At 72.0% G+C, this 13146-nt stretch carries 14 protein-coding genes; 3 read left to right on the plus strand and 11 right to left on the minus strand.

Going from position 1 to position 13146, the window contains the following annotated elements:
- Window positions 1-4 precede the first annotated feature (4 nt).
- Both BAY60_RS01130 and BAY60_RS01135 read right to left on the minus strand, forming a co-directional pair.
- Window positions 5-1219 carry an amidohydrolase gene (locus BAY60_RS01130; protein WP_112278956.1) on the minus strand — a complete coding sequence of 405 codons (1215 nt, stop codon included), beginning with the start codon at window positions 1217-1219 and terminating at the stop codon, window positions 5-7.
- An 11-nt stretch (window positions 1220-1230) separates the two neighbouring features.
- Complete coding sequence (locus tag BAY60_RS01135) at window positions 1231-2142, minus strand: aldose 1-epimerase family protein (protein WP_112278957.1); 912 nt, start codon at window positions 2140-2142, stop codon at window positions 1231-1233.
- A gap of 64 nt (window positions 2143-2206) precedes the next feature.
- Here BAY60_RS01135 and BAY60_RS01140 point away from each other — a divergent pair, with 64 nt between their 5' ends.
- Both BAY60_RS01140 and BAY60_RS01145 read left to right on the plus strand, forming a co-directional pair.
- Window positions 2207-2797 (plus strand): TetR/AcrR family transcriptional regulator, encoded by a 591-nt coding sequence (locus tag BAY60_RS01140; protein ID WP_112278958.1) that lies wholly within the window; start codon window positions 2207-2209, stop codon window positions 2795-2797.
- Between the two features lies 1 nt (window position 2798).
- Window positions 2799-3623, plus strand: a complete 825-nt coding sequence (locus BAY60_RS01145) for an MBL fold metallo-hydrolase (protein WP_112278959.1) — start codon at window positions 2799-2801, stop codon at window positions 3621-3623.
- Here BAY60_RS01145 and BAY60_RS01150 read toward each other — a convergent pair.
- The 9 genes from BAY60_RS01150 to BAY60_RS01190 all read right to left on the minus strand — a co-directional run bounded on the left by BAY60_RS01150 (window position 3612) and on the right by BAY60_RS01190 (window position 11692).
- The gene (locus BAY60_RS01150; RefSeq protein WP_112280632.1) at window positions 3612-4976 is read right to left on the minus strand and encodes an APC family permease; all 1365 of its coding nucleotides are present in this window, start codon (window positions 4974-4976) and stop codon (window positions 3612-3614) included. The genes BAY60_RS01145 and BAY60_RS01150 overlap by 12 nt on opposite strands.
- A 58-nt stretch (window positions 4977-5034) precedes the next feature.
- Window positions 5035-6321 carry an MFS transporter gene (locus BAY60_RS01155; RefSeq protein WP_112278960.1) on the minus strand — a complete coding sequence of 429 codons (1287 nt, stop codon included), beginning with the start codon at window positions 6319-6321 and terminating at the stop codon, window positions 5035-5037.
- A 124-nt stretch (window positions 6322-6445) separates the two neighbouring features.
- Window positions 6446-7141 (minus strand): pyridoxamine 5'-phosphate oxidase, encoded by a 696-nt coding sequence (gene pdxH, locus BAY60_RS01160; protein WP_211330158.1) that lies wholly within the window; start codon window positions 7139-7141, stop codon window positions 6446-6448.
- A gap of 108 nt (window positions 7142-7249) precedes the next feature.
- A complete protein-coding gene (locus BAY60_RS01165) occupies window positions 7250-7990 on the minus strand; it encodes an urease accessory protein UreD (protein WP_112280634.1) in 741 nt (246 codons plus the stop codon).
- The gene (gene ureG, locus BAY60_RS01170; protein WP_112278961.1) at window positions 7987-8697 is read right to left on the minus strand and encodes an urease accessory protein UreG; all 711 of its coding nucleotides are present in this window, start codon (window positions 8695-8697) and stop codon (window positions 7987-7989) included. Before ureG ends, BAY60_RS01165 begins: the two co-directional genes overlap by 4 nt.
- Window positions 8687-9373: an urease accessory protein UreF gene (locus tag BAY60_RS01175; RefSeq protein WP_112278962.1), complete on the minus strand. Its 687-nt coding sequence runs from the start codon at window positions 9371-9373 to the stop codon at window positions 8687-8689. The genes ureG and BAY60_RS01175 overlap by 11 nt, the downstream gene beginning before the upstream one ends.
- On the minus strand, window positions 9373-11088 hold the full coding sequence (locus BAY60_RS01180; RefSeq protein WP_112278963.1) for an urease subunit alpha: 1716 nt from the start codon (window positions 11086-11088) through the stop codon (window positions 9373-9375). Before BAY60_RS01180 ends, BAY60_RS01175 begins: the two co-directional genes overlap by 1 nt.
- A complete protein-coding gene (locus BAY60_RS01185; protein ID WP_112278964.1) occupies window positions 11085-11378 on the minus strand; it encodes an urease subunit beta in 294 nt (97 codons plus the stop codon). Before BAY60_RS01185 ends, BAY60_RS01180 begins: the two co-directional genes overlap by 4 nt.
- Before the next feature lie 11 nt (window positions 11379-11389).
- Complete coding sequence (locus tag BAY60_RS01190) at window positions 11390-11692, minus strand: urease subunit gamma (protein ID WP_112278965.1); 303 nt, start codon at window positions 11690-11692, stop codon at window positions 11390-11392.
- Between the two features lie 284 nt (window positions 11693-11976).
- Between BAY60_RS01190 and BAY60_RS01195 the strand changes: the two genes are divergently transcribed.
- The gene (locus BAY60_RS01195; protein WP_112278966.1) at window positions 11977-13128 is read left to right on the plus strand and encodes a citrate synthase 2; all 1152 of its coding nucleotides are present in this window, start codon (window positions 11977-11979) and stop codon (window positions 13126-13128) included.
- Window positions 13129-13146 lie beyond the last annotated feature (18 nt).

Below are 13146 nucleotides of genomic sequence, written 5' to 3' on the forward strand. Positions count from 1 at the left end.
CGCCTCACTCCCGGTAGCGGCGCTCGGCCACGATGCCCTCGCCGCCGGCCTCGTCGAACCGGTAGACCTCGCGGCCGCGCACGAACACGCGCATGGCGCGGTTCATCACGTCGAGCGGGTCGCCCGACCACACCACCACGTCGGCGTCGAGACCCGGCTTCAGCGCGCCGACCCGGTCGTCGAGGCCCAGGATCCGCGCCGGGTTGACGGTCAGCGCCCGCAGCGCGGTGTCCGGGTCGAGGCCGTCCTTGACCGCCAGCGCCGCCTGGTAGACGAGGAAGTTGATGGGGATCACCGGATGGTCGGTGGTGATCGCCAGCCGGACTCCGGCCCGCGCCAGGATGCCTGCCGAGCGCAGCGTGCGGTTGCGGACCTCCACCTTGGACCGCGTGGTGAACAGCGGGCCCAGGATCACCGGGACGTCGCGCTCGGCGAGGAAGTCGGCGATCAGGTGGCCCTCCGTGCCGTGGTTGACCACCAGCTTGTAACCGAACTCCTCGGCAAGCCGCACCGCGGTGACGATGTCGTCGGCACGGTGGGTGTGCTGGTCCCAGTACAGCTCGCCGTCGAGCACCTTGGTCAGCGGTTCGAGGGTGAGGTCGACGTCGAACGGCTTGCCCTCGGCGCGGGCGTGGTCGCGCTGCGCGGCGTAGTTGCGCGCTTTGGTGAACGCCTCCCGCAGCACCGCGGCGACCCCGAGCCGGGTGCTCGGTGTCCTGTCCTTCTCGCCGTAGACGCGCTTCGGGTTCTCCCCGAGCGCGCTCTTCACGCTGACCTGCTCGGCGAAGAGCATGTCGAGGACCGTGCGGCCCCACGTCTTGACGCCCACGGTCTGGCCGCCGATCGGGTTGCCCGAGCCCGGCTTGATGACCACGCTCGTCACGCCGCCCGCCAGCGCGTCGTCGAAGCCCACCTCGTAGGGGTCGATGCCGTCGATGGCGCGGAAGCGGGCGCCGTTGGGATCGGTCATCTCGTTGGTGTCGTTGCCCGACCAGCCCTCGCCCTCCTCGTGCACGCCGAGGTGAGCGTGTGCGTCGACGAAGCCGGGCAGCACCCACGAGCCCGCCGCGTCGATCAGCTCGGCGCCGTCGGGGATGTCGACGTCCGCCTCCGTGCCGACCGCGGCGATGGTGCCGTCGTCGGAGATGAGCACCGTGCCGCCGTCGACCGGGGTCCCGTCGACGGGCACCACGTAGCCGCCAATGATTGCCTTCGCCATGGTTCGCTACGCTAACGAATCCGGACGCCAATGCCCCAGCTGCCCCGCCACGACTCGCCGGGTTCCAGCGTGATGAGGTCGGTGCCCGAGTTGAGCGCGTCGGCGGGGCAGGTCATCGGCTCGATCGCGATCGCCCTTTCCCTCCCGGTCAGCTCCGCGGGTGTGAAGACCTGCGCCCACCGGAAGTCGGGCTCGCTCCACACGTCCAGCGTGGTGTCGCCGTGGCTGAGCAGCGCGTGGTGCCTGCCGTCGCCGGAGGGCACGAGCCCGCCGAAGGTCGTGTCGAGTTCGAGCGTGCCGACGAGCCTGCCGTCGCGCAGGTCGTACTCGGTGCCCTCCACGTCCTGCTCCTCGGCGTAGGGCAGTTGTGCCTCGTCGACGTAGGGCCGCACGCGGGTGGCGGGCAGGGTGAGGGTCAGCTCGTCGGTCGGCACGTCGCCGATCCGCAGGTACGGGTGGGTGCCGACGCCGAAGCCGATGGGCCGCTCGCCGTCGTTGCGCACCGCGTGTGTCACGGTCAGCTCCCGGGGGGCCAGCTCGTAGACGATGCTGGTGTGCAGCGGCACCGGCCAGCCGGGTTCGCCGTCGATGTCGCAGGCCAGCGTGATGGCGTACTCGGCGTGTTCGAGCAGCTGCCACTCCCGGTTCCTGGTCAGCCCGTGGATGGCGTTGCCGCGTTTGGCCTCGGTGACCTCCAGCTCCTGCGGCTGTCCCTCGAACGTCCAGCGCGCCGCCTTGGTCCGGTTCGGCCACGGCACGAGCACCTGCCCCGCGGCCTTCGGCGGCTGCTCGTCCTCGCCGAAGGACTCCACGTACGGCACGCCGCCGATCTCGAACGCGCGCAGGCCCGCGCCGATCTCCGTGACCACCGCGCGGGCACTGCCTCGGGTGAGCTCGAACTGTTCCCCGGTCGGATTCGCCATGGGGCCAACGTACCGAAGCAAATACTTACTAGACCGGTCGCCATAGTCAGCGTTAGCGTGGTCCATGGCCAGACGTACCGCGACCCGGGAACGCATGCTGGACACGGCCGCCGAGCTGTTCCACACGCAGGGCTACCACGCCACGGGGCTCAACCAGCTGCTCATCGAGGGCGGGGCTCCCAAGGGCTCGCTGTACTTCCATTTCCCCGGCGGCAAGGAGCAGCTGGCCGCCGAGGCCGTGGCGCTCTCCGGGCAGCGGCTGTGCGCCGTGCTGCGCTCGGCGTTCGCAGGCGAAGCGGACCCCGGGGCCGGGCTGGCCGCGGTGCTCGACCACCTCGCGGAGTCACTGACCGAATCGGGCTTCCGGCGTGGCTGTCCACTCTCGACGGTGGCGCTCGACGCGGCGGCCGACAGCGAACCGATCCGGAAGGCCTGCGCCGACGGCTACGCCTCGTGGCAGCGGGCCATCGAGGACGCGCTCACCGGCGCGGGCGTGCCCGCACCGGGGGCGGCACGACTCGCCGTCCTGGCCGTCGCCTCCCTCGAGGGCGCGCTGCTGCTCGCCAGGACCCGCCGGGACCTCGAACCGCTGCGCCAGGTCGGCGAGCACCTGGCCGCGCAGATCGCCGAGGAACTGAACCAAGCAGGGAGCTGACATGCGCGTTCACCACCTCAACTGCGGCACGCTGCGCCCGCCGGGCGGAGCCCTCATCGACGGAGCCGGCAGCGTGGCGCGCCGCGCGCACATGATCTGCCACTGCCTGCTGCTGGAGACCGACACCGGACTGGTGCTGGTCGAGACGGGTATGGGCACGCCCGCCGTCACACGGCCCCGCGAATGGCTCGGCGCACCGTTCGTGCGCCTGACCAACCCGGTGGCCGCCGAGTCCGAGACCGCGATCGCGCAGGTGCGCCTGCTCGGCTTCGACCCTGCCGACGTGCGGCACATCGTGCTCACCCACCTGGATCTCGACCACGCGGGCGGCCTCGTCGACTTCCCGGACGCGACCGTGCACCTCTACGCCAGGGAACTACGGGCGCTGGAACAGCCGGCCGACGCCAGGGAACGCAGTCGCTACCGCAGGATCCAGTTCGCGCACGGCCCGAAGTTCAGCTCCTACTCCGACCACGGCGAGCCGTGGTTCGGGTTCGACGCCGTGCGGTCGCTCACCGGGCTGCCACCGGAGATCCTGCTCGTGCCGCTCGCCGGGCACACGCGCGGGCACGCGGGCGTCGCGATCGACACCGGCGACGGCTGGCTGCTGGCCGCGGGCGACGCGTACTTCTTCCACGGCCAGCTCGACGCCGCCCGGCCGCACTGCCCGCCGGGGCTGGCGGTGTTCGAACGCGTGGTGCAGACGGACAGGCAGGCGCGGCTGCGCAATCAGGAGCGCCTGCGCGAGCTGGCGGCAGGACACGGTGACGAGGTCAGCGTGTTCTGCGCCCACGACCCCGTGGAGCTGCGGCGCTCACTCGGCTGACGCCCGCCGGGATTCGGTGGCCCGCAGGGCGGCCCAGTTCACCAGCCAGAGCAGGAAGCCGACACCGAGCAGGATCACCGCGACCACGTAGTCGCGCGCGGGCCGCCCGGACAGCGGGCTCGCCAGGTAGAGGCAGAACACGGCCGCCAGCGCCGGGATCACCGTGGGTGCGCGGAAGTGCCGGTGCTCCACCTTCTCCCTGCGCAGCACGAGCACGGCGATGTTGACCACGGAGAACACCACGAGCAGCAGCAGCGCCGTGGTGCCACCGAGCACGCTGATGTCCACAGTAGACACCAAAGCGATGGCGATGGCGCTGGTGAACAGGATCGCCACCCAGGGGCTGCGGCGAAGCGGGTGCACGGCGCCCAGCGCCTTCGGAATGATGCCCTCGTTGGCCATGCCGTACACGAGCCTGCTGGCCATGAGCATGTTGATGAGCGCCGAGTTGATCACCGCGAACAGCCCGATGGCCGAGAAGATCTCCCTCGGCATCCCCGGCGCACCGACGTCGATGACCTTGAGCAGTGCACCGCTTTCGGCCGCCTCCAGCTCGCCTGCGGGCACCAGCAGCGACGAGGTCACCGACACGAGGATGTAGATGGTGGCGGCGATCACCATGCCCCACAGCATGGCCTTGGGGAAGATCCGCACCGGGTCCTTGCACTCCTCGGCCATGTTCACCGAGTCCTCGAAGCCCACCATCGCGAAGAACGCGAGCGAGGTGGCCGAGGTGATGGCCACGAGCCACGTCTGGTCCTCGGTGTTGAACTCGGTGAGCCGGGCGGGCTCGCCGTCGCCGCCCAGAACCGCCCAGACGCCGACGCCGATCACGATGAGCAGGCCGGCCAGCTCGATACAGGTGAGGACCACGTTCGTGGTGACCGACTCCCGGACGCCGCGGTAGTTGATCGCCGCGAGCAGCAGGATGAACAGGATCGCCACGAGCGGCATCGGAGAGGTCAGGAACTCGGCGAGGTAGGTCTCGCCGAAGGCCACCGCCGCCGAGGACGCCGACGTGATGCCCGAACACATGACCGCAAACGCGACGAGGAACGTCAGCACGCGGGTCCGGAACGCCCGGTGGGTGTAGAGCGCGGCGCCGGCGGCCCTCGGGTACTTGCCGACGAGTTCCAGGTAGCTGAACGCCGTCATGAACGCGACGAGAAACGCCAGCAGGAACGGCAGCCACAGCGCGCCGCCGACACGCCCGGCCACCTGGCCGGTGAGCGCGTAGATGCCGGTGCCGATGATGTCGCCGACGACGAAGAACAGCAGCAGCTTGGAGCCCATCACGCGCCGCAGCGCGGGCTGCCCGGTCTCGGTGCCGGGCGAGGTGGTCGCGTCCGCCATGCCGGGAAGTGTGCCGTACCAGCACCGGCAGGTGGTCACCGGATAGGTGGCGCTGTCGTCAGGACTTCACCGACGCCGCGCGGTAGCGCCAGAACGCGGGCAGCAGCACCACGGCGAGGACGACCAGCACGATGACGAGCACACCGCCGCCCGTGGCCGCGGCGGCCGTGCCGACGCCCGCGGCCGTCCAGCCGTGGGTCAGGTCGGCAAGGCGCGGCCCGCCCGCCACGACCACGGTGAACGCGCCCTGCGTGCGGCCGCGCATCTCGTCGGTGGCCGCCGACTGCAGGATCGCCATGCGGTAGACGGCGCTGACCATGTCCGCCGCGCCGCCGATGGCGAGGAACACCACGGCCAGCCACAGCGACGACGACAGCCCGAAGCCCGCGACCGCGGCTCCCCACACGCAGATGGCGACCACGACGGCGACGCCCTGGCGGCGCACCCGCCCGACCCAGCCGGACATCAGCCCCACGAGCATGGCGCCGATCGGGATGGCGGCGAACAGCCAGCCCAGTGCCAGCCCGCCGCCGGGCGGGTCGCCGAAGGTCCGTTCGGCCATCTCCGGGAACAGGGCGCGCGGCATGCCCGCGACCATGGCGATGATGTCCACGACGAACGACGCGAGCAGCACCTTCTGGGTGGCCATGTAGCGGAAGCCGTCGATGACGTCGCGCAGCCCGGCCCTGCGGACGAGCCCGGACAGCGGGGGCATCGCGGGCAGCTTCCACACGGCCCACAGCACGGCCGCGAGCGCGATCGTGTCGACAAGGTACAGAGTCGACAAACCGATGACCGGCATGAGCGCGCCGGCGGCGAGCGGGCCGAACACCGCGCCGAAGGTCATCATCGTGCCGGTGAGCGCCGCGGCCGACGGCAGCAGGTGCTCGGGCACCAGCCGCGCGACGACGGCGTTGCGCGTCGGCATGTTGACCGCGAAGAACGCCTGGTTGACGCCCAGCAGCACGAGCACGGCCCACACCGAGTTCAGTGCGAAGAACGCCTGCGCCCACAGCAGCGCGGCGGTGACCGCGATGCCGGTGTTGGACACGAGCAGCAGCTTGCGCCGGTCCACGGTGTCGGCGATGGCGCCACCCCACAGGCCGAACACCAGCAGCGGCACGAGCGCGAAGGCGCCGGTCAGCCCGACGTAGCCCGAGGAGCCGGTGAGGTCGAAGACCTGCTTGGGCACGGCGACGGCCGTGAGCTGGCTGCCGATGGCGGTGGCCATCGAGCTGATCCAGAGCCGCCGGAAGCCGGGTATCCGCAGTGGCCTGCTGTCGACGACGATCGAGCCGAGTACCTTGCGTGCTCCCGATCTCCCGGCGTCGGTCCGTTCAGCCACAAATAGTTAGCGTACCGCAGCTAACGAAAGCTCCCCAATGCCACATATGTTCCACTGGATGGAGCGAATGCGGCATTCGCTCCATCCAGTGGAGCGAATGCCACATTGGGGAGCTTGGGGCGGGTCAGGGGGCTACGCGGTCGATGCGCCAGCCGTCCTCGGTTCGCACGTAGCGGAGCCGGTCGTGCAGGCGGTCCTGCCTGCCCTGCCAGAACTCCACGGTGTCCGGACGGATGCGCCAGCCACCCCAGTGCGGCGGCACCGGCACCTCGTCCACGTCAGCGAATCGGCGTTCGATCGCGTGCAGCGCGTTGTCCAGCGCCCGCCTGCCCTCGACGACCCGGGACTGCGGCGACGCCCACGCGCCCAGCTGCGAGCCCCGCGGCCGCGACGCCCAGTAGGCCGCCGTCTCCTCGGCGCCGACCTTCTCCACCTCGCCGCGCACGGTCACCTGCCGGTGCAGCGCATACCAGGGGAACGTCACCGACGCGTACCGGGTGACGGTGAGGTCGTGGCTCTTGGCCGAGGTGTAGTTGGTGTAGAAGACGACGCCGCGGGCGTCGAGGCCCTTGCACAGCACCGTGCGCGACGACGGAAGGCCCTCGGCGTTGGCCGTGGCCAGCACCATCGCGTTCGGCTCGGGAAGGCCTGCCGACTCGGCCTGGTCCAGCCAGTGCTGAAGCTGCTCGGTCCAGGTCCCGGCGAGCGCGGACTCGTCGAACGCCTCGCCGTCGTAAGCCACCCGCATCCCGGGAAGCCGGACGGCCACGCCCGCCGCCGTGTCGGCTACCCCGTTGCCCATTTTGTCGAGTTCCGGCATACCAACCTCCGCGCCCTGGCCCTCGTGGGGCCTTATCCCGCCTATCAGCCGACGTTAGGGGTTCGGGCCTCCGCGCGAAACCTCTTGATCGGTGACGGGCGCCACGCGTCACACCCGGGCCCAGCCGGGGTGGTGTGCACGGGCACGATCCAGATCCGAGGCCGCGGTGACGGCGTCGCCCGCGAGGGCCGTGGCGAGCGCCCCGCCCGCGGCCAGCGGGGTGAGCGCCCACCAGTCGCCGCCGACGGCGGCCGGAGGGTCGGCGCCGCCGACGAGCACCTCGGTCGCCAGCACCCGGCGGCCCGCCAGGTACGCGGCGCTCGCGTCGAGGACCGGATCGCCGACGACGAGGTCCTGGTGCAGCAGCGCCGTACCCGACCGGGTGATGCGCGTGGAGGTCGTGAGCTGACCGGGGCGCTCCCCCTCCCTGCCGAGCACGAGCGTCTCCCTGGCCCGGAACCGGGCATCGGCGGCGAGGTCGGCCCGCAGCAGGGCCGTGTGCCGGGCGCGGGCCGTGACGACGGTCGGCTCGGGCAGGTAGTCGAGGCAGCCGCCCTCACCGACCTCGACGTCGAACGTCGCCGAACTGGCCTCGCCGTGCGGGCCCGGCAGCGCCAGCGTCGCCGCGACACCGGACAGGCGCAACCTCGCGCCGGGGCCGACTCGTACCGTCAGCGCGAGTTCGTCGCCGCCGAGCGGGGTCGTCGCCGCGTTGACGAGGTACACGTGCGCGCCCGTGCCGCCGCGCCGGGGGAACAGTGTCAGCGGCGCCATCGAGTGCAGCTCCCGCAGGACCGTGCGCCCGGTCGCGACGTCCAGCGCGGCGGAGAGCCGGGCGTGAGCCCTCATCCGGCCCTGGCCGGCAGCAGCGAGCGCACCCACGCGGCCACGTCCGGGGCGTCCGGCGTCTCGACGAGCGACTGCGCGACCACCGGCAGATCGCCACGCATACGGTGGGCGTCGGCCGTCATCACGGCCAGGTCCGCGCCAACCAGGTGCGCGATGTCGATCTTGTTGATGACGAGCAGGTCGGCGGTGGTCACGCCGGGCCCGCCCTTGCGCGGCACCTTGTCGCCACCCGCGACGTCCACGACGAACACCTGGCTGTCGGCGAGGCCGCGGCTGAAGACGGCGGTCAGGTTGTCGCCGCCGCTTTCGATGATGACCAGCTCGAGTCCGGCGAAGCGCTCCTCCAGCCGCTCGACGGCGTCGAGGTTGGCGGTGATGTCGTCCCGGATCGCGGTGTGCGGGCACGCGCCGGTCTGCACGGCCTCGATCCGCTCGGCGTCGAGCACCCCGGCCCTGCGCAGGAAGTCGGCGTCCTCGGTCGTGTAGATGTCGTTGGTGACGACCGCGAGGTTCAGCTCGCCACCCAGCGCGCGGCACAGTGCCGCGACCAGCGCGGTCTTGCCGCTGCCCACCGGACCGCCGATGCCGATGCGGTAGGCGCGCCCCGCGGACGGCGCGGCCTCGTGCCGGTCGGGTCCGGCTGCGGTCGGATCGAGGCTCACGGGATGGGCGTGGCCGTGCCCGTGGCCGGTGTCCTCAGCTGGCAAACAGACGCACCTCTTTCTCGTGCTGCCGGGCATGGGCCTCGGCGAGCAGGTCGAGCGCCGGAGACCCCGGCGCGGGCAGGGTTCGCGGATCCGTTCCCGCCAGCCGCGCGGCGCGCGCGGCCACCACCTCGATCGCCGGGGCGAGGGCGACCACGGCCGCGTTCACCGCGAGCGGGTCCAGGCCGAGCAGCCGCACGGCGGCGCTCGCGGGCCCGCTGACCGCCAGGTACGCGGCCACCCTCGCGGCGTCGAGGGGCAGGTTGCGGCCGAGTCCGGCGAGCGCGCCGAGGATCACCGGGTGGTGCGGGCGGGGGGTGGCGGCCACCAGGCCGTCGAGCACCGGCGACGGCCACGCCGCCCTGGCCGCGCGCGCGGTGCCGCGGCCCTGCGCTCGCGAGGCCGCGCGTTGTGCGGGCGAGGGCGTGCGGGCGTCCAGCTCGGCGTCGAGCATGGTCCAATGTCCGTTGTGGACGCTCCGGGCCGCGGCGTGCGCGGCGGCGGCCGCGAACACGGCGGCCAGTTCGCCCGCCCCGCGCAACCGTCCACTGAGGAACAGCGGTAGGTCGCGCTCGCTCGTGAGGCGTCCCCGCGCCACCACCTCCTCCAGGCCGCCGGAGTGCACGTGACCGCCGCCGGGGAAGCGGGAGTCGGCCAGTGCCAGAGCGAGGGCGTCCATCAGAACAGGAAGTAGCGCTGCGCCATCGGCAGCTCCGTGACGGGCGCGGGTTCGATCAGCTCACCGTCGATGTGCACGGCGAAGCTGTCCGGATCGACCTGGATGTCCGGTGTCGCGTCGTTGAGCAGCATGTCGGCCTTCGTGCGGCCACGCGTGTCCCGGATCGGCGCGAGCGCGCGCCGGAGCCCGAGCCGCTCGCCGAGCCGCGGCCCCGCGGACTCGGCGACGAAGTGCAGGCTGCTCGCGGCCGCGGCGGAGGGCGCCGCGCCGAACATCGGCCGCGCGTACACCGGCTGCGGCGTCGGGATCGAGGCGTTCGCGTCGCCCATGGCGGCCCACGCGACGAACCCGCCCTTGAGCACGGCGTGCGGGCGCACGCCGAAGAACTTCGGCTCCCACAGCACCAGGTCGGCGAGCTTGCCCACCTCGACCGAGCCGACCTCGTGGTCGATGCCGTGGGCGATGGCCGGGTTGATCGTGTACTTCGCGACGTAGCGGCGGGCGCGCAGGTTGTCGGCTGCGCCGTCGCCGGGCAGCGCCCCACGCCTGCGCTTCATCACGTGCGCCGTCTGCCAGGTGCGGATCACGACCTCGCCGATGCGGCCCATCGCCTGCGCGTCCGAGCCGATCATCGAGATCGCGCCGACGTCGTGCAGCACGTCCTCGGCGGCGATGGTGCTCGGCCGGATGCGGCTCTCCGCGAACGCGAGGTCCTCGGGCACCGCAGGGTTGAGGTGGTGGCAGACGATGAGCATGTCCAGGTGCTCGTCGACGGTGTTCACCGTGTGCGGGCGGGTCGGGTTCGTCGACGACGGCAGCACGTTCGCCAGCCCCGCGACCCGGATGATGTCCGGCGCGTGCCCGCCGCCTGCCCCCTCGGTGTGGTAGGCGTTGATCGACCGGCCGCCGATCGCGTCGATGGTGGACTCCACGAACCCGGCCTCGTTGAGCGTGTCCGTGTGGATGGCCACCTGCACACCGGTCTCGTCGGCCACGGTCAGGCACGCGTCGATCGCGGCGGGCGTGGTGCCCCAGTCCTCGTGCAGCTTGAACCCGCCCGCGCCCGCCGCCACCTGCTCGTGCAGCGCCTCGGCACGCACCGTGTTGCCCTTGCCGAGCAGCAGCACGTTCACCGGCTCGCCGTCCATGGCCTGCAGCATCCGGCCGAGATTCCACGTGCCCGGCGTCACCGTGGTGGCCTTGCTGCCCTCGGCGGGTCCCGTCCCCCCGCCGATCATCGTGGTCAGCCCCGAGGCCAGCGCTGTCTCGGTGAGCTGCGGGCAGACGAAGTGCACGTGGCAGTCGATGCCGCCCGCGGTGAGGATCCTGCCGTTGCCCGCGACGACCTCGGTGGAAGGGCCGATGACCAGCGCGGGATCCACGCCGTCCATCGTGTCCGGGTTGCCCGCCTTGCCGATGCCGGCGATGCGGCCGTCGCGCACGCCGACGTCGGCCTTCACCACGCCCCAGTGGTCGAGCACGACCGCGCCGGTGATGACCAGGTCCGGCGCGCCCTCCGCGCGCGTGACCATGCCCTGCCCCATGGACTCGCGGATCACCTTGCCGCCGCCGAAGATCACCTCGTCGCCCGGTGCGGGTCCCGCGCTGCGGTCCTCGGTGATCTCGATCAGCAGGTCCGTGTCGGCCAGCCGCACGCGGTCGCCGGTCGTGGGCCCGAACAGCTCCGCGTAGCGCTGCCTGCTCAGCTCGGTCACGGGTGCCTCCGCAGTCCCGGCACGACGCGACGGCCCGCCAGCGGCACCAGGTCGACGTCGCGCTCGACCCCCGGCTCGAAGCGCACGGCCGTCCCGGCCGGCACGTCCAGCCGCAGGCCCTCGGCGGCGGCGCGGTCGAACTCCAGCGCCGGATTGACCACCGCGAAGTGGTAGTGCGAGCCCACCTGGACGGGCCGGTCGCCGGTGTTGCGCACCCGCAGCCGGGTGCGTGGCCGCCCGGGGTTCAACTCCACCGGCCCGGTGGCCGGGATGATCTCGCCGGGTCGCATGCCGCAGCCCCCTAGACGATCGGGTCGTGGACGGTGACGAGCTTCGTCCCGTCCGGGAAGGTGGCCTCCACCTGCACCGAGTCGAGCATCTCCGGCACTCCTTCCAGCACCTGCTCGCGCGTGAGCACCGACCGGCCGCTCGACATCAGCTCGCTGACGGTCCTGCCGTCCCTCGCGCCCTCGACGACGTGGTCGGTGATGAGCGCCACCGCCTCCGGATGGTTCAGCCGGAGGCCGCGCTCCAGCCTGCGCCGGGCCACGTCGGCGGCGACGTGGACGAGCAGCTTGTCCCGTTCCTGAGGGCTCAGGTGCATGGGGAATGTCTATCACCGCGCTCGGCGGGTCACCGGGGCCGGAAACACAGGATTTACCTGCCTGACGAACACGAGCACACGCCCGCGGAAGCAAAATCTTCGCCATCCCGGCGCCCTGCACTGAATCGTTCTCGTAATCGTGACCGAAACCACCGCATCTTTCGATTGCTCCCCGGGGCCCGGAGGAGCAGAGTCTTGGCAAACCGTGCAAAGAGGCACCTGTGCGTGTGGGCCTCGCACGGGGTGACCGCTGTCGGGGAACGCGCATCGAAAGGTCCACTCCAGTGACATCGACGATCAACCAGACCCAGACACCGTCCGAGCAGCCGGACGACGGTTTCCGGCCGGGCCTCGAGGGCGTGGTCGCCTTCCGCACCGAGATCGCCGAACCCGACCGCGACGGTGGCGCGCTGCGGTACCGCGGCGTCGACATCGAGGACCTCGCGGGCAAGGTCGGTTTCGGCGACGTGTGGGGACTGCTGGTGGACGGCCACTTCGGCCGCGGCCTTCCGCCCGCCGAGCCGTTCCCCATCCCGGTGCACACCGGCGACGTCCGGGTGGACGTGCAGGCCGCGCTCGCCATGCTCGCCCCCATCTGGGGCTACCAGCCGCTGCTGGACATCTCCGACGACGACGCGCGCGACCAGCTCGCCCGCGCCTCCGTGATGGCCCTGTCCTACGTCGCGCAGTCCGCGCGCGGCATCGGCGTGCCCGCCGTGCCGCAGTCGCGCGTCGACGAGGCGAGCAGCATCACCGAGCGGTTCATGATCCGCTGGCGCGGGGAGCCCGACCCTGCTCACGTCAAGGCCGTCGACGCGTACTGGGTGTCGGCCGCCGAGCACGGTCTCAACGCCTCCACCTTCACCGCGCGCGTCATCGCCTCCACCGGCGCCGACGTGGCCGCCGCGATGTCCGGGGCGATCGGCGCGATGTCCGGCCCGCTGCATGGCGGCGCCCCCGCGCGGGTGCTTCCGATGATCGAGGAGGTCGAGCGCACCGGCGACGCCCGCTCGTACGTCAAGGGACTGCTCGACCGCAAGGAGCGGCTCATGGGCTTCGGCCACCGCGTCTACCGCGCCGAGGACCCCCGCGCCCGCGTGCTGCGCCGCACCTGCCAGGAACTCGGCGCAGAGCGGTACGAGGTGGCGGCGGCACTGGAGCAGGCCGCGCTGACCGAGCTGCGCGAGCGCCGTCCGGACCGCGCGATCGAGACCAACGTGGAGTTCTGGGCCGCCGTGATCCTGGACTTCGCCCAGGTCCCGCCGCACATGATGCCCGCGATGTTCACCTCGGCGCGCACGGCGGGCTGGGCCGCCCACATCCTGGAGCAGAAGAAGACGGGCAGGCTCGTCCGGCCGTCGGCGAAGTACGTCGGCCCCGGCCCGCGCTCGCCGCAGGAGGTGGAGGGTTGGTCGGCATTGGCCGACCGCCCGTGAATCGTTAACCTCCGGACG

The sequence above is a fragment of the Prauserella muralis genome, assembly GCF_003202285.1.
Taxonomy (GTDB): domain Bacteria; phylum Actinomycetota; class Actinomycetes; order Mycobacteriales; family Pseudonocardiaceae; genus Prauserella_B; species Prauserella_B muralis.